This window comes from Roseobacter sp. EG26 (genome assembly GCF_049830555.1).
GTDB lineage: Bacteria > Pseudomonadota > Alphaproteobacteria > Rhodobacterales > Rhodobacteraceae > Roseobacter.
This window is the reverse complement of the sequence record NZ_JBNBLH010000002.1, coordinates 398,438-420,605: the sequence shown is the minus strand read 5'-3', so window position 1 is coordinate 420,605 and position 22,168 is coordinate 398,438. Positions and strand designations below refer to the sequence as shown.

The following is a 22,168-nucleotide window of genomic DNA, read 5'->3' as shown; positions in this document are numbered from 1 at the left end:
AGACCCCGATGCAGGCCGTTTTCGCGAAAGAGCGCTATGCAAGGGCTGAATGATACGAAGCTTACCGAGACAGGCCTGCCGCTGACAGAAAAGAGCGGCAAGGTCCTATTGATCGCCTGCGGGGCGCTGGCACGCGAAATCCTCGACCTGAAGGCCGCCAATGGCTGGGCACATCTCGATCTTACTTGTTTGCCCGCCAAGTACCATCTCTACCCCGAGAAAATCACCCAGGCTGTCCGGGAGGCTGTCACCAAACATCGCGCCGCCTATGCCAGCATTTTCGTGGTCTATGCCGATTGCGGCACAGGCGGTCTGCTTGAGGCCGCCTGTGAAGAGCTGGGTGTCGAAATGGTCGCTGGGCCGCACTGTTATTCCTTTTTCGAAGGCAGCGACCGCTTTGCAAAGCAGGCCGAGACCGAAATCACAACTTTCTATTTGACTGATTTTCTGGTCCGCCAGTTTGATGCTTTTATCGTCAAGCCCATGGGGCTCGATCGTCATCCCGAACTGCGCGACATGTATTTCGCCAACTACGAAAAACTGGTCTATCAGGCACAGACCGATGACGCGGCACTCACGGAAAAAGCACGGCATTGCGCGGATTTCCTGGGGCTCGAGTTCGAACGGCGCCTCACGGGTTACGGCGATCTGGCCACCAGCCTTGCCAGGCTTTGACCCGCGTGCCGCACCCACAATTTCCGAAGGAAATTAGAGCGTCGTGTAACACCGAAGGTGTTGCAATTGGATTAGGCCGCCGCCGTGGCTACCTTTCGGATGCGCTCGATCATCGCTCGAAGTCCATTTGACCGCTGAGCAGACAGATGATCGTTCAGTCCGAGGCGTTCCATCTCAGCGCGCGCGTCTACTTTTGCCACCTGATCCAGCGTCAAGCCATTGTAAAGTTTACGCAAAACCGCGATCAGACCGTTGACGATCATCGCATCACTCTCGCCATCAAAATGCAACACACCACCGTCAGTCAGTGCATGCAGCCAGACCTGGCTCGCACAACCGTCGACTTTCGTTGCAGGCACTTTTAATGCGTCAGCCAGCGGCACCATCGCCTTGCCCTCCTCGATGACCAGGCGGTATCTCTCTTCCCAGTCCTCCAGGAACTCGAAGTCTTCCACCAATTCCTCAAAAGCAGCCTGCGCCATGTCCATCCTCACTTGATGCGCCTGACGTAAGCTGTGCCTTGCCAAAGGTCCAGCCCCGCCTTGATGCTTTTCAAAGGAAGCCAGATGCGGTACTCGGAAGATACGAAAAACAATTGGCAGGCACCATGCGCAAGACAGTTTCCGCCCTTTTGGTCTCTACCCTGGTCCTTGCGGGCTGTGGAACGCGGCTCAACCCCTTCAACTGGTTTGGCGGCAGTGAATCTGCTCCCGTCGTTCCCGCCTCGGCGCAGGAAAAAAACCCGCTGATACCGGAACGCACCGGTCTCTTCCAATCCAGAGGCCGCGGCGAGGAAGTCTACCTGGGTTCTCCGATCCAGATCATTGATGAGCTGGTCGTTGAGCGTGTGCCTGGCGGTGCGATCATTCGCGCCACGGGCACGGCGGCCGTGCAAGGTATCTACGACGTCCAACTGACCCCCGCCAATGAGGATGAGGAGGCCGTGGATGGCGTTCTGACCTACCGTCTCGAAGGACTGCAACGCGCGGATCTGCGCGTGCAGGGTGCGCCTGCGACGCGGCAGGTAACAGCGGCGCGCCGAGTCACGGATCGCATGTTGGAAGGGACGCGCACCATTCGGGTTGAAGGCGTGCAAAACGCACGGCAATCGCGGCGCTGAGATATCCTTGATCGCGCGGCGTTATCGCTGCAACTGATGTGTTTTGCATGGTGGCAAAACCCGTCGGCTGTTAGTCCAACGCGACAATTTCAACGTCAGACTTATTCGCCGCAAGGGCGATCTTGCCCTCGCAAAGCCGCAATGCGTCATCCCCAAAGACCTCTTTGCGCCAGCCTTTCAGGGCCGGTGCATCGCGCAACCCCGCAGCAATCCCGTCCAGATCGGACGCCGACGCGATGAGCTTGGCAGCCACGCCCACGCTTTCTGTTTTCGCCTTGAGCAAAACGCGCAGCAAATCCGCCAGGGCGGGATTGACTTGCAACTTGTCGCGCGACCGGTCTGGCTGCGGCATCTGGTCGGCGGGGCAGGCAATACCAGCGGCGATTGCTTTCAAGATCCCTTCCGCGATGTCCCCGCGCCGCGCTTCGCGCAAAAGCAATCGCGCCCGACCCAGTTCTTCCGTATTTTTTGGCTTGTTGGACGCCAATTCAACGAGAGCGTCATCCTTGAACACCCTGTTGCGCGGCACGTTACGTTCCTGCGCATAGGTTTCGCGAAAGGCGGCCAATTCCCTCACAATGGCGAGAAACTTGGCGGAGTTGGTACGGGTCTTCACGCGACGCCAGGCCTCAAAGGGCGGGATCACATAGGTCTCGGCAGTTGTCAGAACCGTGAGTTCTTCGTTGACCCAGCGCCCGCGACCGGTTTCTTCGAGCTTGCGGGCGAGAAACTCATAAATGTCACGCAAATGGGTCACATCTGCCAAGGCATAGGTTTTCTGTGCATCGGTCAGGGGCCGTCGCGACCAGTCGGTAAAACGGGAAGTCTTGTCGAGCTGCTTTTTTGCGATCCGCCGGACCAGTGTTTCATAGCCCACCTGTTCGCCAAAACCGCAGACCATAGCCGCCACCTGCGTATCAAACAGAGGTTCAGGGAAAACCTGCGCATCGACGTAGAAAATCTCAAGATCCTGCCGCGCTGCGTGAAATACCTTGACCACCGATGTGTCCCGGAAGAGTTCATAGAGCGGCTCCAGCGACATCCCATCCGTCAAGGGATCGACAAGAACAGCAGTGCTGTCGTCCGTGCCGGGCATGGCAAGCTGGATAAGGCAAAGCTTCGAATAGTAGGTCCGTTCGCGCAGGAACTCTGTGTCGACGGTGACGTAATCGAACTTGGCTGCTTCCGCACAAAAAGCAGCGAGTTCCGCAGTCGTGGTGAGTGTTATCATTCGGGCGTTTCTTTTTCTTCAGCTCTGTTAATTTACCCAGTCCCGAAACTGTTACACGAGCCCTGCACCTTTGACCAGAACCCCGGCGCACGGTTCTTAGCGCAGCATGACGGGTCGTCGGTCACCAGCGGCAAACCGTGCCAGAACGGCGGGATAAAGAAGGTGTTCCTGTTCCAGGACCCGTGCAGCCAGTGTCGCTTCGGTGTCATCCGGCAGCACAGGAACTTCGGCCTGACCGAGGATAGGGCCATCATCCAAGGCGGCGGTCACTTCATGCACTGTACAGCCATGAACCGCGTCTCCCGCCTCCAGAGCCCGCCGATGTGTGTGTAGCCCTCGGTACTTTGGCAAGAGCGACGGGTGAATGTTCAGCATACGGCCACGCCAGGGGTCGACAAACCCAGCGGTGAGTTTGCGCATGAACCCGGCCAGACAGATGAGATCAGGGGCGTGATGCGCCAGGGCACCGGTCAGCGCATGTTCGAATGCGACCCGATCCCCCTTGAAGGGTTCATGCCGAACCACCTCGGTCGGCACGCCAGCCGCCTCCGCAATATCCAAGCCCCCTGCCCGGGGATCATTCGACAGCACGACACAAGCCCGCGCCGGATGATCGTCTTTCATGCTTTCCAGCAGCTTTTGCATGTTCGACCCGCTGCCCGAAATGAATACGGCGACGCGTTTCGTCACAGAAGATTGCCCTGATAGGCGACACCCGGCGTCTGCGTCACAACGCCAAGCTGCGTCACCGTTTCGCCTTGATCAGCAAGAAGCTGGCCAAGCGCATCGGCGCTTTCGGGAGCGACAACCAGAATCATGCCGATCCCGCAATTGAAGGTCTTGAGCAATTCGTTTGCGCTCATACCGCCGGTTTGCGCCATCCATTCAAAGACCGACGGCAGTGCCCAGCTCTCCAGATCAATCCGTGCACCGAGACCCTCGGGCAGAACGCGCGGCAGGTTCTCCGTCAGCCCGCCGCCCGTAATATGGGCAAGCGCATGCACGCCACCGGCCCGTATCGCCGATAAGGCTTGCTTTACATACAACCGCGTCGGCGTGAGAAGCTCGGCGCCCAGGGATTTCTCCGACCAAGGACATGGATCATCCCACCCCATACCCGAAAGCGCCACCAGTTTGCGCACGAGGCTGTAGCCGTTGGAGTGCACACCGTCCGAGGCAAGACCCAACAGCACATCGCCGGTTGAAACACCGGTCGGCAAATCCTGACCGCGTTCCATCGCGCCCACCGAAAACCCCGCAAGATCGAAATCGCCGGCAGGATACATCCCCGGCATTTCCGCAGTCTCTCCGCCGATCAGCGCGCAGCCTGCCCGCTCGCACCCCAGTGCAATCCCCTCGATGATGCGGGCGGCCTGTTCAGTATCCAGCGCGCCGGTTGCAAAATAATCCAGGAAAAACAAGGGCTCCGCACCCTGACACACCAAGTCGTTTACGCACATGGCCACCAGATCGACACCAACGCCATCCACATGGCCGGTATCAATTGCAATCCTCAACTTGGTGCCAACACCATCTGTCGCCGCAACCAGAATCGGGTCAACGTATCCGGCATCTTTGAGGTCAAACAACGCGCCAAACCCGCCGAGACCGGCCATAACACCGGAACGATTTGTACGTTTCGCCGCCGGTTTAATCCGGTCCACCAGGGCATTGCCCGCGTCGATATCGACACCCGCATCCGCATATGTGATCCCATTTTTGGGCAGTGTCATTGTCCGGTCCCTCGCGCCACAGATTACCTGCTCGCGGGTTAGAGCATTCAAGGTCTGCATGCAACGCCCGGTGACAGCTCACAGGCTCTTGACCTCGGCAACGGCCCGGCTTACCCACGCAGTCATGGCGGGCCTGTAGCTCAATTGGTTAGAGCAGAGCGCTCATAACGCTTTGGTTGCGGGTTCAAGTCCTGCCGGGCCTACCATACTTATCCTCCGCCATTCCGCCGCCGGAAGAGACGCCTCAAAGGAGCGGTTGAAAGCTTGAGCCGTCAGAGTCAGCGCGCGATCACAATGTCGGCGCGCAGCCCACCCAATCGGTCGGAGCTGCTGAGCCGCAGGACACCACCATGTGCACGCGCTACATCGGTGGCAATCGCCAAACCCAAGCCGACACTGCCCCCCTTGTCCTGATTGCGGGCCGGATCAAGCCGCGTGAATGGTCTGGTCGCTTCGGCTCTGCGTTCCTCGGGGATGCCCGGACCGTCATCCTCAACCCTGATCCGCAGAGTCTTTTCGGTCAGCATCACCGAGACCTCCGCTCGCGCGCCGTAGCGGACGGCATTTGAGATCAGGTTGTCCAGCGCGCGTCGCATGGTAGCGATATTGAGCTTCACCGTACCGCCACCTTCCCCATCAGTGGGCATCAGCGCGACATTGCGCCCGGCACGGCGGGCATCTTCAACAACACTTGAAACGAGTTCGACAGGATCGACTGCTTCCGGTTTTCCCTCCCCCGCGCCCTTCACGAAATTCAAAAAGGCATCAAGCATGCCCTGCATGTCATCGACATCCTGCTCCAGCAGCGCCCGTTCGTCATCTTCCAGCATCGACAGGCTCAACCGCATGCGCGTGAGCGGGGTGCGCAAATCATGGCTGACGCCTGACAACATCAGGGTGCGCTGCTCGATCTGACGTTCAATCCGATTTCGCATATCGAGAAAGGCATTACCGGCGGACCGCACCTCGACCGCGCCCGATGGCGTATAAGGCTCATGTCGGCCCCTGCCAAAAGCCTCTGCGGCACGCGCCAATCGCTTGATCGGACGCAGCTGATTACGCAGGTAGAGAATGGCAATAACCGTGATCAACCCGCCAAAAAACAGCATATTCACGAACAGCTGATGCGGGTTGGACGCAGATATCCTGCGCCTGTCAAAACTGACTTTGACCGGCCCATGGCGGGTATCTGCAAACACATGCACCCTCCGGTATTCGGTCAAATCAATCCTCTCGACCCTGCGAAGCTCGCTCGGCAGCCGTGCCATGATCACGCGCCCCGAGAAATCGAACCAATCTCGCATGTTGGTTTCAGGCATTTCTGCCACGCTCACCGGCAAGGCCGTGATCGCAAGCTGAGAGGCCTGCTCAATCACGACGCTACTGACGGACCCACGATCCGGTGCCGTGTCGGCGAGATCAAGCACCAGCCTGATCTCCCGCGCGACCGTATCAGTCATCTGCTGCGTGACACCTTCAAAGTGGCGCGTCAGGAACAGAACGGTTACAACCAACTGAACAAATACCACCGGCAACAGCAGGATCAGAACCGCCCGCGCATAGAGGCTGCGCGGCATATAATGTTTGAGCCAGACGAACGACATGGGCTAAACCCTAACGACGCCCCTGCCCTTTAGAAAGACCGAATAGCCATGCTGGCGCCTGACAGTTTCAATCCACGGATCGGGTATGCAGAAACCCTGCGTCCGGGCCTGCGCCGCATCGTTGCACCAAACCCTTCCGCAATGACCTATCGCGGGACCAACACCTATCTTTTGGGCATGAAGGAGATTGCCGTCATCGACCCCGGTCCAGACAATAGTGCTCATCTGGCGGCTATTCTGGATGCGATCGGCCCGGACGCTCGTATAACGCATATTCTCGTCAGCCATAGTCATTTGGATCACTCACCCCTCGCGCGGCGTTTGCAGGACGCCTGCGGGGCCCCGATCCATGCATTTGGCAACGCAACGGCCGGGCGGTCACCGGTCATGCAATCCCTTGCAGAATCCGGTTTGATCGCGGGCGGCGAAGGGATTGATTCCGAATTTTCACCAGATGTTTGCCTGCCAGACAACGCCATCATCCAGAGCGCGGAATGGATGCTCAACGTCATCCACACCCCCGGGCACCTGGGAAATCATATCTGTTTTGCCTGGGACGACATCTGCTTTACCGCGGATCACGTGATGGGTTGGGCCAGTTCACTGGTATCGCCGCCAGACGGTGATCTTACGGATTTCATGACGTCTTGCGCGCGGCTGCAAGAAAGACGCTGGCAGATTTTTTATCCAGGTCACGGCGCTGCGATAGATCACCCAAATAACCATCTCGACTGGCTTGTCTCACATCGGCGGGCGCGCGAGAAACAAATCCTTGAAGCACTGGCTGCGGGCCCTGCCAATGCCCAGGCGCTGGCGCGCGCGATCTATCTGGACACACCTTTGGAATTGCTTGCCGCCGCGACCCGCAACGTTCTTGCGCATCTCATTGATCTTATGGGAAAAAGCCACGTATCCGCTCATGGCAATCTCAGCGCTGATACGAAATTCGAACGGCGCTAAATACAGCCGTTTCAATTTTCAAGAAATCCTGCAATTCCCTCTGGACGAAGCAAAACACCGCTGCTATATCGCCCAGACCGTTCCGGCGTAGCTCAGCGGTAGAGCAGTTGACTGTTAATCAATTGGTCGTAGGTTCGATCCCTACCGCCGGAGCCATTTCTCTCCTTCTATCCTGTTGAAAGCCATAGAAATAAGGGCTTTTCAGTCTCCCTTCGGGCTACTTTACGGGATACATTGGGGATACAACAAACAATGGCACTACTGATGAAGCTACCAAATGTCATCATCAACAAAGGCAAGTTCGTCTACCGGGGGAAACACGCTACCATCTGTATTGATCTTGGGCTGCCAAATTTTTTGCAAAATTTTGGGTTCAAGTGGATTTGGTCTCGAAAAAGACTGTCCTGATGGCGGCATATCTTGTAATCGTCACCCGGGAACCCACATAATATATGGCCAATTACATTTTTCACGGGCCATCAAATTTGTCAGATCAAATTCAAAAATTTATATTAACGAGCCTTTATCAAGACCTAAAAGTCTGGTTGCCATCCTTGGTTTCCAAAGCGGTAACTCCGATAAAAAAGATAAACGCCCCGATTTTTCACTCTCCAATGGACCTGTTGGAGGCTCTAAAAAAGAATGAAATTCAAGCTGATAACTGGGTTACAATAAACTGTAAGCCTTCCAATTTCGGTCCTTTTCTAAGAGACCATTTTTTGTCCCCTATGAACGGCATGAAATCAGGACAAAGGTTGGGACCGCAGCTTGCTGCCCCACACCCTGCTATGACAATAGCAATCAATGCCATGACGCATTTAAAACCGGTTGGTTTGTATCCTCCCATTTCAACCGATCTTTCTCAAATCTGTTTATATCCTGTCGACGCGCAGGCTGCGGGATTTATTGGTCATTTCCCCGGAATACGAGACTTTATTCTGTTCCTTCCAGCAGTTACGACGCCGCAAAACTTGGTGCATATGGGTTCGGCTTCTTCAGTTACGGGCATAGTGCGTTTTGTAACTCCGGAAATGTTTAAAACGGTCGGTATAGGGGTTGAGAAGTGGGAAGAGTATCGTCAGCTTGGGCTGCTTTGGTATTTAGATCTTTTTTCTGAGCAAACGACGATAACTCCATTGGACGATGCGACCGTTCCCGAGTTTTGGGGCGGTCTTTACGCCTCGGGCCATTTGGAATTTGAAGGCAAGCTAAAATTAGGCCCACTTATCCAAGGAATGGCCGAGTGCATCCGTGGAAACGGGGCAGAAGTCCATGCTATTCAGAACAAGGTCAATCGAAAGGAATGGCTTGTCTCCAGCCGTGGCATCCGCGCTACCATCGATAGTCAAGCACCATTGTATTGCATCCACATGGATGCTGAGTTGGCTATTGATTATTCAAAAAATCGTCAGCGTTTTGACTTAGTATGCGAAAGCTTCATGGCAGTGGTCCAAGAAGCCGCTAAGCTTTCATCCGTTGAGATCAGCAACAAAAATGACCTCGATTTTTCCTACACACAGTCGTCCGAGGCGTTCAAGGTCCTGTCCTCTGCCTCTGCGGAAGCAATTGACGATCCGGTTGGGCTAGCAATGAGAGACTGGCACCGACAAAGAAGCACAGTCAGTGAGGATACAGATACCCCTGTCCAGTTGACTTCCAATTTTTCGTAAGGGATACCTTTAGGGGATACACGAGAGAACGCCCCTTCAACTTCTTGTGGTTTTCCAAAGGGATAGACAGCGTTTGAAATTCTCCAGCACGCCTACCACCGGAGCCAAAGAATTCAAGGGCTTAGCGAGAAATCGTCAAGCCCTTTTTCTTTGGCTTTCTGTGCTGAAATCCATTCGTTCGCTGCCGGCTCGGTAGCGAAGAACAGACATCTCGAACCAGATACCCACTTCCACCTGAGACCAAGAATGGCGGTAGACTAACGATCCAGGCCCAATAGTTTTTTCTGATCTGACGCCCATTTCAGGATGGTCAGATCAAAGGTCAGGGCCATAAGTGCCACGCATATACCCAGCACGAAGTTTTTGCCCAAATCAGTACCCGCGAGTGTTCTTTGCAATTCCTGCCCAAGGTCCTGCGTGCCGATGAAAGCTGCGATGATCACCATGAAAAACGCAAACATGATGGCCTGATTGAACCCCACGGCCATTGTTGGCAACGCCAAAGGCAGCTGCACCTTCCACAGTTTTTGCATGCGTGTTGCACCAGACATATCGGCGGCCTCGGTCATTTCCGCCGGAACGGTTCGCAACCCTTCGATCGTGTAGCGGGTCAGCGGCACCATGGCAAAAATCAGGATCGAGAAGATTACCGCGATGTCGGTGATCCCAAAGAGCATGATGGCCGGTATAAGATAGACAAAGCTCGGGAAAGTCTGCGCCGTGTCGCAGGCCAATAGAACCCGCCGCGACCACTTCTCAGAACGCGCCGCCAGAATGCCAATTGGCAGTCCGATCAGCATCGCCAGCGTGACCGCTGAGATGACGGAGTAAAGCGTGATGACGGCACGGTCCCACCACCCGGACAGTGCCACGAGAGAGAAAAAGATCGCAGCATATGTCGCCTGCCGACGCCCGCCCAGTCGCAAGGCAAACGCGACGATCAGCAAGATGAGCGCAAATGTCGGGATCGACAGCAGAAAGTTCCGGAAGGGGATCAGAACCTTTACGTTCAGGAACGCACGCAGGAATCCGGTTGTCGTCTTTACCCATTCGACAGCAAGGAAATCCTTGATCAAAGTGTCTATTTCCTTACCCATCGACAAGCTCTGGCGGCGACCAATTTCAGAGGCAAGTTCGAAAAATTGCGCCACGATGCAAAAGAACACGAAGGCCGCAACCCCCAGCAGGGACATGATGTGTTTGCGCCACCACGGCGTGCCGCGTGGAAAGTGTTCGGGTTGCTTGACGACCCAGGCTTTGGACATCCGGTCCAGCATCACCGCGATCAAGACAATCGTGACCCCGATTTCGAAAGAGCGGCCAAGCTTGAAGCTGCCCATCATCGCCAGCAATTTTGCGCCAAGGCCCGGCATGCCGATAAAGGCCGTCAATACCACCATGGCCAGACACAACATGATCACCTGGTTGACCCCGACCAATATCTCGGTGCGTGCGGAAGGAATGTAGACATGGCGCAGCAACTGCAGCCGGGTACAGCCGGACATATGACCGGCCTCAACCACCTCGGGCGAAACTTTTTGCAGGCCCAAAGTGGTCATCAGGATCATCGGCGGAATGGCGTAAATCGTGGTGGCAACCGCTCCTGCGGTGGGCCCGACCTTGAAAAAGATCACCGCCGGCAGCAGGTAGGTAAAGAACGGAAGCGTCTGCAAGACCGAGAGGATCGGCTTGATGGCGGTATTGACCCAGGCGTATTTCCACGCGGCAATACCCAGCGACAGGCCGATCACAAAAGCAAGGGGCGCGGCAACGACCAGAACGGACATGGTTTGCATGGCGATATCCCACTGGCCGATCAGCGCGGTCCAGGTAAAGGTGCCCGCCCCGAGGAGCGCCATGCGCCATCCCCCCAGAGAGTAGCCGATGACACCCGTCACTGCTGCAATGGCGGTCCAGGGGATTGGTCCGATATTGGGCCAGCGACGTTTCCCGAAAAGCAGATTTGCCGTCACATCGAGAACCCATTGCAGACCTTCGGTCAGGGTACGGGTCAGGGTCAATAATCCCAGGTCGTCCTTTACAAAGTTGAAGATCGCATCGAGCCAGATCGCAAAGGGCGGGATCACGTTTTCCGGTAACCGGTGCAATGCTGCTGGCAGCAGCCCTGCGTATTGCAGCAAGGTCAGCAGAACGGCGAAAGCCACAAAGATCAACGCCCAGCGGCCCCTGCTGAGCCCCCGTGGCGCAGCGTCTGCCAAGGATGCCACCGCATCGGCCATCAGCCGGACCCCACCAGAATGTTCAGCGCTTCCTGCCGGTTGAGCGCACCGAGTATCTGCCCATTTCCGGCGACAGGTATCTCTGCGCGCCTGTCCTCGATCAGCAGCTTGGCAAGATCATGCACTGATGCAGAGGCCATCACCGGGTCGCCCTCGCCACTTACATCGGCTCTGGCAAGAACGCCGGCATGAACCACACGCGCCTTGTCGATATCTTCGGTGAATTTGCGCACATATTCCGTGGCCGGATTCAGCACGATCCGATCCGGAGTGTCGCATTGCTCAACCGCGCCGTCTTTCATAATTGCGATACGGTCCGCGAGGCGCAAAGCCTCGTCAAAATCGTGGGTGATGAAGACGATGGTCTTGCCCAACATCTCCTGAAGCCGCAGAAATTCATCCTGCATTTCACGACGGATCAGAGGGTCAAGAGCAGAAAATGGCTCGTCCAGGAACCAGATGTCCGGCTCAATCGCCAGCGATCGCGCGATTCCGACGCGTTGCTGTTGACCGCCTGACAATTCGCGCGGGAAATACTCTTCCCGGCCTTCAAGCCCCACCAGCTTGACCACCTCAAGCGCCCTTTCGCGGCGTTCGTGGCGGTCCTGCCCCCGCATCTCCAGCGGGAAGGCCACGTTTTGCAGGACGGTTCGGTGGGGCAAAAGACCGAAGCTCTGAAACACCATGCCCATCTTGTTGCGGCGCAGCTCGATCAGTTCCTTTTCGGAGAGAGACATGATGTCCTGCCCCTCGACCTCGATAGAGCCCCCGGTTATGTCATGCAGTCTGGAAAAACAGCGAACCAGTGTCGATTTACCTGATCCGGAAAGCCCCATAATAACCAGCATCTCACCGCGACCCACCTCAATGGACACGTCCTTGACGCCGGCAATATAGCCGTCTTCGCGGATGGCATCGTAACTGTGCCCTTCCGGCAGACCTGCCAGATATGCCTTCGGGTTCGGTCCAAACAATTTCCACACATTGCGGGCAGAGATAACAGGGGTCGGGTCTATCATTGGAAGCTCTTTTCAAAAAACCCTGCCCGGTGCACGCCACCGGACAGGGTTGTCGTTCAGCAAAGTGAAGGGTCAGCTACCGGCGTCTATCCAGGGCTTCCAGATATCTTCATTGGCATCCAGCCATTCCTCGGCCGCTTCTTCCGGTTCCAGTTCATCCACATCGACCAGTTTGGCCATTTCCGCGATCTGGGCGTTGGTGAAGGAAATTTTGCTCAGCACGCCGTAGGCCGCAGGCCACTTGCTTTCCATACCATCCCAAGCCGCCTTTTTGAGGTAGCCCTTCGCCGGATTGCCGCAGTCGTAAAGGGCATCAGGGTTCGGACCCACGGCGGGATCCTTGTCACACCCATCTTCCCAGGCCGGGAACTCCACGAACTCTCCGGGCCAGACCGCTTCAGCGAAGTTTGGCGTCCAGTTAAAGACAACTACGGGGCGTTTATCCGCCTCCGCCGCACCAATTTCTGCCCAGAGTGCTGCGGCAGAACCCGCATTCACCACGACAAAATCCATGCCCAGGGCCGCAACCCGTTCCTGACCGTGCTTCAGCCAGTCAACCGGACCGTCCAGATACCGGCCCTTGTCACCGGTTTCTGCCGTTGCGAAAACGGCGGCACAATCGTTCAGGGCCTTCCAGTCCGGCAGACCCGGGCAGGCTTCCTTGGTCCACATCGGGTACCACCAGTCCTCGCGGGTAACCGCATTGTGGTCGCCCACATCGACGATTCCGCCTTTTTCCTGAGCCGCGCGGAAAGATGCGCCAAAGGCGCCTTCCCAAACTTCCAGCTCAAGCGTCACATCACCGAGACGAACGGATTCGTACACCGCCTGACTGTCGGTGGTTACGTATTCGACATTGTTGCCCATGGATTCGAAAATCTGGCCGACAACATTCGACATCACGATCTGCGATGACCAATTGTGGATCGGAATGACAATCGGATCGTCGCTATCGGCAGCAAAACCAATGGCTGGCATCACTGCCAAAGCACCGGCGAACAGAGCCGTCGTGGCATTTCTCATGAGTATTCTCCCTATCATGCGACCTATCGGTCGCCCTGCTGTGAGCGCCGTTTTTTTGGGGCGCTTTTCGCGAAGTTTGGCCTGTTTTCGATTCTTTTTCTGATCGTTGAACATCCGCCGCACAGTCTCGCAGGATTTTCCTCACAATCAAGTTTTTTTCTTTTGCCGGGTATTTCTGATCGTACCTCTGTCGTCCGCAAGATCAGGAAATTGTCCGATCAGCTTCAATGAATGTCGCATTTGAGGCATGTCTTTTGCCAGTGAAATTGGGATAAAAAGGCAAAGGGGTCCGATTCATGCGATATTCCGGCTTTAACGTCATCAAACAGGCGCTCACGGGCCACAAGGGGTGGAATCCTGCCTGGCGTGATCCGGAGCCGCAGGCGCATTACGATATCATCATCATCGGCGGCGGTGGTCACGGGTTGGCCACGGCGCATTACCTCGCAAAGATTTACGGACAGCGAAAAGTTGCGGTCGTCGAAAAGGGTTGGATCGGCGGTGGCAATGTCGGGCGCAACACCACGATTGTGCGCTCAAATTACTTGCTCGACGGCAATGTACCTTTCTACGAGTTTTCTCTGAAGCTGTGGGAAGGATTGGAGCAAGACCTGAACTACAATGCGATGGTCAGTCAACGCGGGATCATGAACCTCATCCACACCGATGCGCAGCGCGACGCTTTCATTCGACGCGGTAACGCCATGATGTTGCATGGTGCAGATGCCGAACTTCTGAGCGAACAGCAAATCCGGGCGGAATACCCCTTTTTGAACTTCAATGACGCCCGTTTTCCAATCAAGGGCGGGCTGGCGCAGCGCCGAGGCGGCACCGTGCGCCACGATGCGGTCGCCTGGGGGTATGCGCGCAGTGCCGACAGCTTTGGCGTGGACATCATTCAGAATTGCGAGGTCACCGGATTTCGGATTGAGAACGGCAAATGCCTCGGCGTGGAGACGTCCAAAGGTTTCATTGGCGCGGGTCGGGTGGGCTGCGCCGTGGCCGGTAATTCCGGGCGTTTGATGTCGATGGTGGGCATGCGTCTGCCGATCGAATCCCAGGTGCTTCAGGCCTTTGTCTCGGAAGGGTTGAAACCAGTGCTGCCGGGCGTGATCACCTTCGGGGCCGGTCACTTCTACGTCAGCCAGTCCGACAAGGGCGGATTGGTTTTTGGCGGCGACCTTGATGGCTACAACTCCTATGCTCAACGCGGTAACCTGCCAGTCGTGGAAGATGTCTGCGAAGGCGGCATGGCCGTGATGCCCATGATCGGACGCGCGCGACTGCTCCGAATGTGGGGCGGCATCATGGACATGAGCATGGATGGCTCGCCCATCATCGACCGCACCCCCATAGAGGGGCTCTATTTCAATGGCGGCTGGTGCTACGGCGGCTTCAAGGCCACGCCAGCATCGGGTTACGTTTTTGCGCATTTGCTGGCCAAGGACGTACCACATCCGACAGCAACCGCGTTCCGTCTGGACCGTTTTCAAAGAGGTCGCATGATCGACGAAAAAGGGGTGGGCAATCAGCCCAATTTGCACTGATGATCATCAATCACCCGCTACTTGGCCCGCGCGACAGCGCTGAGTTCATCTACCTTGGCGACGCATCGCTGATTGACCGCCCGGACCCCGAGGCGGAAAACCGCGATCAGGCATTTTATGAATATGCTTATCTGCGCGATAATCCCGCAGGTGAGCATCGCGAGTTGTGGTTTCACGAAGGGGGCGACCGGTCCTGGCTGGTGGTCACCCGCAATACCGTGACCCACGAGATCACGGAAGTTGAAATGGCGCGCGATGTGGCCCGCACCCGGGGGCGTTCGACATGACCCAGATCAACCGGCTCGGCGGCGGGCAAATCGACCGCGCCACCACCTTGCGTTTCAGCTTTGACGGCAAGGATTACACCGGCCATCCGGGCGATACGCTTGCCTCTGCGCTTTTGGCCAACGGGGTGCGCCTGATGGGGCGTTCCTTCAAGTATCACCGTCCGCGGGGTGTCCTGTCCGCCGGATCAGAGGAACCCAACGCATTGGTCGAGTTGCGCGGCGGCGCGCGGCAGGAACCCAATACCCGCGCCACCACAATTGAACTTTTCAATGGTCTTTTCGCAAAATCGCAAAACCGCTGGCCCAGCCTTGCGTTCGATGCGTTGGCGATCAACGACCGGTTTTCGAACTTCCTGACAGCCGGGTTCTATTACAAGACGTTCATGTGGCCCGCCGCATTCTGGGAAAAGCTCTACGAGCCGATTATCCGCAAAGCCGCCGGTCTGGGGTCACTGTCGATGAAACAGGATCCCGATGCATACGACAAAGGGTTTCGCCATTGCGATCTCCTGATCATCGGGGCGGGTCCCTCCGGTTTGATGGCCGCTTTAACCGCCGGGCGCGCAGGTGCGCAGGTCATATTGGCGGATGAGGATTTTGTCATGGGTGGGCGGTTGCTGTCCGAAACCGCGCCTGTTGACGATGCCCCTGCACTGGACTGGGTGAGTGCCGCGCTGGCCGAGCTGTCCAGTCTGCCCAACGTCCGGTTGATGACCCGCACCACCGTGATTGGCGCTTTTGATCATGGCATCTACGGTGCCGTTGAACGCATCAGCGATCACATACACACGCCCAATGAGGGCAAGCCCCGACAAATCCTTTGGCGCATCTACGCCCAAAAGACGTTGCTCTGCGCGGGGGCAATTGAGCGCCCGATAGCCTTTGAAAACAACGACCGGCCCGGCATCATGCTGGCGGGTGCCTTGCGCAGCTATGCAAATCGCTGGGCGGCCACACCGGCCCAACGCATCGCGATTTTCACCAACAATGACGATGGTCATCGGACCGCAGTCGATCTGCACGCCAAGGGCGTCAAGATCGCGGCCGTGGTGGACGTCAGGCCGGATGCCCCGTCAAGCTATGACTTCGAAGTTCTGAAGGGCGCGCAGATCGTCAACACGCGGGGCCGTCTGGGGCTGACCTTTGCGGAGGTCAAACAGGCTGACGGATCAACCCGTATTCTGGAATGTGGTGCCTTGGGCGTATCGGGCGGGTGGAACCCCAATGTACATCTGACCTGCCATCAACGTGGCCGACCGGTATGGGACGAGGGTCTCGCGGCTTTTGTGCCTGGAAAGGATTTGCCGCCCGGCATGGCCGTCGCCGGGGCTGCATTGGGTGAATTTTCCACCCATGGCGCTTTGAAATCCGGTGCGGCGGGTGCAAAAACCGCCCTTGGGCTGAAAGGCCGCCTGCCAAAACTGCCCAACGCCTGTGACGCGCCGGTATCGCAAACCGCCTTCTGGTACGTGGAAGGCTGCGCGCGCGCCTGGCTGGATCAGCAAAACGACGTGACCGTGAAGGATGTGAAACTGTCCCATCAGGAGGGTTTCCGCTCCGTCGAACACCTCAAACGGTACACAACCCTTGGCATGGCGACCGATCAGGGCAAAACGTCAAACCTTGGTGGGCTCGCCATCATGGCCGAACTGGCCGGGAAATCTATCCCCGAGGTTGGCACCACCATCTTCCGGCCCCCTTACACGCCCGTCGCCATCGGAGCATTTGGCGGGCGCATGCGCGGGATGGAGTTCCACCCTACCCGCCTGACACCTTCCCACTACTGGGCGAAGGAGCGCGGCGCGGTCTTTGTCGAAGTCGGCAACTGGCTGCGCGCGCAATGGTTCCCGCTCCCCGGTGAAACCCATTGGCGGCAATCGGTGGACCGCGAAGTCCGCCAGACACGTGCGTCCGTCGGGATCTGTGACTGTACGACCTTGGGCAAGATTGACGTGCAAGGCACGGATGCCGCGACCTTTCTCAACAAGGTTTACTGCAATGGGTTTGCCAAGCTGGCGGTGGGAAAGACGCGCTACGGTCTGATGCTGCGCGAAGACGGTATGGCCATGGATGACGGCACTGCCGCGCGTTTGGCCGAAGATCACTTCGTGGTCACAACCACCACCGCCAATGCCGCAAAGGTCTATCAACACATGGAGTTTGTACGCCAATGTCTGTTCCCCGATCTGGACGTGCAGCTGATCTCAACCACCGAGGCCTGGGCACAATACGCCGTGGCCGGACCTAACTCCCGCAGGCTCTTGCAGAAAATTGTCGACCCGGCCTTCGACATCTCGAACGAAGGCTTCCCCTTCATGGCCTGCGGCAACATCACCGTATGCGGTGGCCTGCGGGCGCGGCTTTTCCGCATCTCCTTTTCCGGGGAATTGGCATTTGAAATCGCAGTGCCTGCCCGCTACGGCGATGCGCTCATGCGACGCCTGATGGCGGCGGGAGAAGAGTTTGACGTAACGCCCTATGGCACCGAAGCGCTTGGTGTCATGCGCATCGAAAAAGGCCATGCGGCGGGTAATGAACTCAACGGCACAACCACCGCGCTGAACCTCGGAATGGGGCGCATGGTCTCCAAGGCCAAGGATTCCATTGGATCGGCGATGTCTGAGCGCGAAGGGCTGAATGAAGAGGACGCGCTGTTGCAGGTCGGGATCAAACCATTGAACCCGAATGATAAAATTACTGCGGGAGGCCATCTTATGGCAGCGACAGGCCCAGTCGATGCCGCGCATGATCAGGGGTATGTGACCTCGGCAGCGTTCTCTCCGACGGTGGGGTCGATGATCGGCCTTGGATTTTTAAAGCGCGGCGCGAACCGGCAGGGCGAAAAGATGCGGCTGGTCTCTCCCGTGACCGACCTGACCGTCGACGTCGAAATTGTTTCGGCTCATTTCGTAGACCCAGATGGGGAGCGTTTACGTGCATGACCTGACGCAGATCACCGCCTTGGGCGGATCCGACGCTGAAACCTTCTCCGTCGCTGGTGTGACCTGTCGCGAGGTGCCGGAGGTGGCGCTGGCGTCGGTCGCCGCACGGATGGGCAAGGAAAGCCTGACCTGTGCGGCGGTCAAGAAAGCCATTGGTGTGGACGCACCAGATATCGCGCGTTTTGCGGAAGCATCGCTCTGCGCCTTCTGGACCGGTCCTGACCAATATATGGTTGAGGCCCCGTTCGAGACGCACGAAGACATCGCCGCTCACATCAAGTCGCTGACCAAAGACAATGCCTCTGTCACCGAACAGACTGACGGCTGGACGCGGTTTGATCTGACAGGGGCTGGTGTGCGGGATGTATTCGAGCTGCTTTGTGCGCTCAACATCCGCGACAGCCAACCGGGTTCAGCACAACGCACCTCTATCCATCACCTTGGGTGTTTTGCCCTGTGCCGCGCCGAAGAGACATTCAGCATCTACGGCCCGCGCGCCTCAGCGGGTTCCTTACAACACGCCATCCATACAGCGATGAAAGCTGCGCTCTAAGGTCAGACGGGTCAGATTGACGGCACCGGTTTATTGGCGTCCACACGAAACTGATTTGCGCGCCGCCTGTCTCGCTGGGGTGTCACCCCAAAGGCCGCCTTGTAATGCGACACCAGGGGCACGCTTGAGCCGTAGCCAACAGCGGCAGCGATATCGGCGATGGCATCTCCGGAATAGATGACCAACTGGCGCGCAGCCTTCATCCGCATCGCGCGATAGTAATGAGTGGGACTTTGGCCGGTGGCCGCCTTGAAGGCCCGCTCGATTTGCCGCGGTGTCACTCCGGTTTTGCGGGCGACCTCAGCAACAGTCACCGCGTCGGAAATCCGGGAGGCAAAAATATCCACGGCCCGAAGCACCAGATCGGGCAGGTCGTCCCCGGTGTGTGGCGCCTGGGCGACGGGAACCTTTTGGCGGACCCCCTCGCCCCGCATCGAGGGATGCTGGAACCAGCAGGCCACCTCATGGGCCGTCTCACGGCCCAGTTGCCCTTCGACCAGACGTAGCGCAAGATCAAATGCCGCCGCCGCACCGGACACTGTCTGCAACCGCGCACTTGCGACAATCACGTCGCTTCGGGCATCGACATCGGGAAATTCCGCTCGGAATGCCGCCTCGTAACACCAGTGAACGGAGACCGGTTGCCGGCGCACGATGCCCGCGCGCACCAGAGGGAATACGCCACCGCTGATGCTGCCCAAGGTGACCCCGTGACGCGCAAGACTGCGCAAGGCGGCGGGGCTCTTTTGCGTATCTGCAAACCGCTCCGTGGGACTGCTCAGCAAGAAGAGGCTGTCGAGATCATCGGCCTCTGCAAGGCTTTGCGTCGCCTCAAACGCCACCTGAGCGCTCGACATCACGCGGCCCTTTTTCTCACCTATCAATGTCCAGGCAAAGGCGGGCTGGTTTGCGATTTCATTTGCCGCGCGCAACGGTTCGATCATTGACGTAAGGCAAGCCATCGGAAAGCCCTCGAAGATCAGAAATCCAATATGAATACGGCTTTCATGGTCCATATTTATTTTCCTATCAGGAAAATAATGCGATAGGATACTCTAAATGAAACGCATAGTACATCGGGGCCGAATTTATCCTCCGATGGCTGGGCAAGGATCGAAAATGAACGTTGAAAAACCCGCGCAGGATATGGCCTCCCCACTGACACAGGACCCCCACAGCGTTCGATCAGGCGACCGCGAAAAAGTCCTTGAGGTCGCAATTGGGCGTGAAGTGCGGAGCTACCGCAAGCAACAAGAGATCACAGTGGCAGAGCTGGCAGGCCTCACCGGTTTGTCCATTGGGATGCTCTCCAAGATCGAAAACGGTAACACCTCGCCGTCCCTGACCACCCTGCAAACGCTGGCCAACGCCCTATCGGTCCCTTTGACAAGCTTTTTCCGCCGTTTCGAAGAACAACGGGAAGCCGTGCACACGAAGTCTGGCAAAGGCGTGGAACTGGAACGCGGGGGCACGCGGGCCAATCATCAATACAATCTTCTGGGGCATATTGGGGCAAATGCCTCAGGCGTGATGGTGGAACCGTACCTGATCACATTGTCCGAGGAATCGGACGTCTTTCCCACCTTTCAACATGGCGGGATTGAAACGATCTACATGCTGGAAGGCGAAGTGGACTACCGCCACGGTGAAAATGTGCATGCTCTGAAACCCGGTGACACATTGTTTTTTGACGCCGATGCGCCCCATGGGCCTGAACGATTGGTAAAACTACCAGCGCGTTATCTTTCCATCATCAGCTATCCGCAGACGCAGTAGATCGCGCCGCTTCCGAAGCGCCCTCGTTGGCCAGCACCGAATGGATGACCTGCGCCCATTTGGTATTTTGGTCGGCCAGTGACTTGATCTCTTCGGCCACCACAGCAAACCCCCTGCCTGCATCGCCGCTACGTGCGGCTTCGATCCGCGCGTTTATCGACAACATATTGAGTTGTTTGAGAGATTCCGTGATTTTGGACGTCAGCTCAGTGATTTCCAGCGTTTGTGACTGGCTGCTGTCCAGCGTTTCCTGCAATGTCTCGCGCAGCTCGATTTCGGCTGCTGCCCCTGTGACCAAACCTTGCAAGAAGGCCAATTCGCCGTTTTCATAAATTGCGCAACCTCTTTCACGCACGTTCACCAGATGGCCGTCCGCATGGGTCAATTGATACGCGACATCCCAGGGTTGGCCAGCTTCAATGCATCTGTCGACCTCCTTGAACACCCGATCGACATCCGCCTCATGGGTCAGGCCCACATACGAAACCCTCTTGTTGCCCAGAATATCGTCAGGGGCATACCCCGTGAGGTTCTGGACAGCCCCTTGCATGAACTCCATAGTATAGGCGTCGTCATTGCGACAGCGGTACGCAAACGCGTCAATCGTCGCGAAAATGCTCTCGTAAATTTCCAGCATCCGGCAAACTCCAAAAACTGAAAGCGGATATGCCACAGCTTTCCTTACAATTTGCTTAAAACTGAAGCGCCGGCCTACTTTTGCAGGGGGGGTTCCGTATCGACTTCCGGCCAGACGCCGAGGCTTGTCGGAAGCCCGTCATCAAAGGCGGAAAGATAGTCCAGCATCATGGGGCGATTGTCGATGAAACCCTTGTAGGTTGCCAGTTCGTCCGGCAGGTCCCGGATCACCCGGTGCAGGCGGCGCCCCCATTTCGGAACCGTCATCAAATCCTGAAAACTGCACAGATAACAACGGATCGGAAACACCAGCGCATTTGATCGCGGCAGGCGGAAGAAGGTCTGCAACTCCACGCGCAGATGCTGCTTGGCGCCGATGTTCTCTGGCGTCAGCGTGGTCTTTTGAATGCCCCATTTGTGATAGTTTTCCGGACTGGTGTCGAGCAACGGGTTGACGGTCATCGTCCAGTTCAATCGTCGAGCAGGTGCGCCTTGCTGAATGTTAAGAAGGAACTTCAAGGCCCTGACAAATATCCCTTTTTCATGTGCCAACGGGACGGGCGCATGCCATTCGAAAAAATTCATCCCGATGTCGAAATCAAGCGACCAGTCCGCCTGCGTGGTAACCATTCCCGCATCCATCCAGAGGTTGTCATCACGCTGATCGAGAATGCAATAATCACCCTGCGCCTGCCGGGTGATATATTCCATCGGACCATAGGGCAGCGTGGTCTCATCCAGAAAGGTGAAACGGTCATCAATGCCCAGCGGCTTGTTGATCCAGCGCCACTGGTCACCATCGCGGTGCAACTCGAAAAGATCCGGATAATCCTCGGATTTCGACACCATGATCAGTTCCAGAAGATCCCAACCTGCCAACGTCATATGCGGCAAGGATTGGCAGCGCAAAGGGTCATCCGCCAATACCATCGCCCGGTCGCGCATTTCGCTGACGTAATGTTCATCGACATCGAACCGCTTTTCGTAGACGGACCCGTCGGGACCGCCGCGGTGCTGTTCCATATTGACCGCATACATGTAGCTGTCTTTGTCGAAGGGAAAGGGGAACCGGTTGATTGCCCATTCTGAATTGTAGAAGGAATAATCGTCACGGAAGGTTTCATCGTTGAATTGGATCGTCATGGTTTTCTC

Annotated in this window: 20 protein-coding genes and 2 tRNA genes; 11 read left to right on the top strand and 11 right to left on the bottom strand. The window is 57.0% G+C overall.

All coding sequences use genetic code 11. The annotated features are described in order from the left end of the window. Positions 1-36 precede the first annotated feature (36 nt). Positions 37-675: a DUF1638 domain-containing protein gene (locus tag ACOTTU_RS07595; protein WP_425657063.1), complete on the top strand. Its 639-nt coding sequence runs from the start codon at positions 37-39 to the stop codon at positions 673-675. A gap of 71 nt (positions 676-746) precedes the next feature. Here the strand turns inward: ACOTTU_RS07595 and ACOTTU_RS07590 are convergent, their stop codons facing one another. Next, complete coding sequence (locus tag ACOTTU_RS07590; protein WP_298921501.1) at positions 747-1,157, bottom strand: SufE family protein; 411 nt, start codon at positions 1,155-1,157, stop codon at positions 747-749. Positions 1,158-1,282: 125 nt separating this feature from the next. On the opposite strand from ACOTTU_RS07590, the gene ACOTTU_RS07585 reads away from it, so the two are divergent. After that, on the top strand, positions 1,283-1,795 hold the full coding sequence (locus ACOTTU_RS07585) for a hypothetical protein (RefSeq protein WP_425657061.1): 513 nt from the start codon (positions 1,283-1,285) through the stop codon (positions 1,793-1,795). A 70-nt stretch (positions 1,796-1,865) separates the two neighbouring features. Here the strand turns inward: ACOTTU_RS07585 and rnd are convergent, their stop codons facing one another. The 3 genes from rnd to purM all read right to left on the bottom strand — a co-directional run bounded on the left by rnd (position 1,866) and on the right by purM (position 4,759). Then, positions 1,866-3,026: a ribonuclease D gene (gene rnd, locus ACOTTU_RS07580; protein WP_298921498.1), complete on the bottom strand. Its 1,161-nt coding sequence runs from the start codon at positions 3,024-3,026 to the stop codon at positions 1,866-1,868. A 96-nt stretch (positions 3,027-3,122) separates the two neighbouring features. Beyond that, positions 3,123-3,716 carry a phosphoribosylglycinamide formyltransferase gene (gene purN / locus ACOTTU_RS07575; RefSeq protein ID WP_425657059.1) on the bottom strand — a complete coding sequence of 198 codons (594 nt, stop codon included), beginning with the start codon at positions 3,714-3,716 and terminating at the stop codon, positions 3,123-3,125. Continuing rightward, positions 3,713-4,759, bottom strand: a complete 1,047-nt coding sequence (gene purM, locus ACOTTU_RS07570; protein WP_425657058.1) for a phosphoribosylformylglycinamidine cyclo-ligase — start codon at positions 4,757-4,759, stop codon at positions 3,713-3,715. Before purM ends, purN begins: the two co-directional genes overlap by 4 nt. Before the next feature lie 129 nt (positions 4,760-4,888). On the opposite strand from purM, the gene ACOTTU_RS07565 reads away from it, so the two are divergent. Continuing rightward, positions 4,889-4,965, top strand: a tRNA-Ile gene (locus ACOTTU_RS07565). A gap of 72 nt (positions 4,966-5,037) precedes the next feature. Here the strand turns inward: ACOTTU_RS07565 and ACOTTU_RS07560 are convergent. Beyond that, positions 5,038-6,363, bottom strand: coding sequence for an ATP-binding protein (locus ACOTTU_RS07560; protein WP_298921493.1), 1,326 nt, complete (start codon positions 6,361-6,363; stop codon positions 5,038-5,040). Positions 6,364-6,411: 48 nt separating this feature from the next. Here ACOTTU_RS07560 and ACOTTU_RS07555 point away from each other — a divergent pair, with 48 nt between their 5' ends. The 3 genes from ACOTTU_RS07555 (at position 6,412) to ACOTTU_RS07545 (ending at position 8,993) form a co-directional block, all read left to right on the top strand. After that, a complete protein-coding gene (locus tag ACOTTU_RS07555; RefSeq protein WP_425657056.1) occupies positions 6,412-7,323 on the top strand; it encodes an MBL fold metallo-hydrolase in 912 nt (303 codons plus the stop codon). A gap of 81 nt (positions 7,324-7,404) precedes the next feature. Beyond that, positions 7,405-7,479: transfer RNA gene (locus ACOTTU_RS07550), tRNA-Asn, on the top strand. A 296-nt stretch (positions 7,480-7,775) separates the two neighbouring features. Continuing rightward, on the top strand, positions 7,776-8,993 hold the full coding sequence (locus ACOTTU_RS07545; RefSeq protein ID WP_425657054.1) for a hypothetical protein: 1,218 nt from the start codon (positions 7,776-7,778) through the stop codon (positions 8,991-8,993). 257 nt (positions 8,994-9,250) lie between these two features. On the opposite strand, the gene ACOTTU_RS07540 is transcribed toward ACOTTU_RS07545, so the two are convergent. The 3 genes from ACOTTU_RS07540 to ACOTTU_RS07530 form a co-directional block, all read right to left on the bottom strand. Beyond that, on the bottom strand, positions 9,251-11,233 hold the full coding sequence (locus tag ACOTTU_RS07540; RefSeq protein WP_425657052.1) for an ABC transporter permease: 1,983 nt from the start codon (positions 11,231-11,233) through the stop codon (positions 9,251-9,253). Beyond that, positions 11,233-12,252 (bottom strand): quaternary amine ABC transporter ATP-binding protein, encoded by a 1,020-nt coding sequence (locus tag ACOTTU_RS07535; RefSeq protein ID WP_425657051.1) that lies wholly within the window; start codon positions 12,250-12,252, stop codon positions 11,233-11,235. The genes ACOTTU_RS07540 and ACOTTU_RS07535 overlap by 1 nt, the downstream gene beginning before the upstream one ends. A 72-nt stretch (positions 12,253-12,324) precedes the next feature. Next, the gene (locus ACOTTU_RS07530) at positions 12,325-13,275 is read right to left on the bottom strand and encodes an ABC transporter substrate-binding protein (protein ID WP_298917795.1); all 951 of its coding nucleotides are present in this window, start codon (positions 13,273-13,275) and stop codon (positions 12,325-12,327) included. A 296-nt stretch (positions 13,276-13,571) separates the two neighbouring features. Here ACOTTU_RS07530 and ACOTTU_RS07525 point away from each other — a divergent pair, with 296 nt between their 5' ends. Genes ACOTTU_RS07525 through ACOTTU_RS07510 form a run of 4 tightly spaced genes read left to right on the top strand, consistent with a single transcriptional unit; the run spans position 13,572 to position 18,604 of the window. Then, positions 13,572-14,822, top strand: coding sequence for a sarcosine oxidase subunit beta family protein (locus ACOTTU_RS07525; RefSeq protein ID WP_425657049.1), 1,251 nt, complete (start codon positions 13,572-13,574; stop codon positions 14,820-14,822). Further along, complete coding sequence (locus ACOTTU_RS07520) at positions 14,822-15,109, top strand: sarcosine oxidase subunit delta (RefSeq protein ID WP_298917790.1); 288 nt, start codon at positions 14,822-14,824, stop codon at positions 15,107-15,109. The genes ACOTTU_RS07525 and ACOTTU_RS07520 overlap by 1 nt, the downstream gene beginning before the upstream one ends. After that, positions 15,106-18,051, top strand: a complete 2,946-nt coding sequence (locus ACOTTU_RS07515; protein ID WP_425657048.1) for a sarcosine oxidase subunit alpha family protein — start codon at positions 15,106-15,108, stop codon at positions 18,049-18,051. The genes ACOTTU_RS07520 and ACOTTU_RS07515 overlap by 4 nt, the downstream gene beginning before the upstream one ends. Then, on the top strand, positions 18,044-18,604 hold the full coding sequence (locus ACOTTU_RS07510) for a sarcosine oxidase subunit gamma (protein WP_425657046.1): 561 nt from the start codon (positions 18,044-18,046) through the stop codon (positions 18,602-18,604). Before ACOTTU_RS07515 ends, ACOTTU_RS07510 begins: the two co-directional genes overlap by 8 nt. A gap of 11 nt (positions 18,605-18,615) precedes the next feature. On the opposite strand, the gene ACOTTU_RS07505 is transcribed toward ACOTTU_RS07510, so the two are convergent. Then, positions 18,616-19,620, bottom strand: a complete 1,005-nt coding sequence (locus ACOTTU_RS07505) for a GlxA family transcriptional regulator (protein WP_425657044.1) — start codon at positions 19,618-19,620, stop codon at positions 18,616-18,618. A gap of 130 nt (positions 19,621-19,750) precedes the next feature. On the opposite strand from ACOTTU_RS07505, the gene ACOTTU_RS07500 reads away from it, so the two are divergent. Next, a complete protein-coding gene (locus tag ACOTTU_RS07500) occupies positions 19,751-20,380 on the top strand; it encodes a helix-turn-helix domain-containing protein (protein WP_298917847.1) in 630 nt (209 codons plus the stop codon). On the opposite strand, the gene ACOTTU_RS07495 is transcribed toward ACOTTU_RS07500, so the two are convergent. Next, positions 20,358-21,017 (bottom strand): methyl-accepting chemotaxis protein, encoded by a 660-nt coding sequence (locus ACOTTU_RS07495; protein ID WP_425657042.1) that lies wholly within the window; start codon positions 21,015-21,017, stop codon positions 20,358-20,360. The two genes, ACOTTU_RS07500 and ACOTTU_RS07495, sit on opposite strands and share 23 nt — an antisense overlap. A gap of 74 nt (positions 21,018-21,091) precedes the next feature. After that, a complete protein-coding gene (locus tag ACOTTU_RS07490) occupies positions 21,092-22,159 on the bottom strand; it encodes a heme-dependent oxidative N-demethylase family protein (protein ID WP_425657040.1) in 1,068 nt (355 codons plus the stop codon). Between the last annotated feature and the right edge of the window lie 9 nt (positions 22,160-22,168).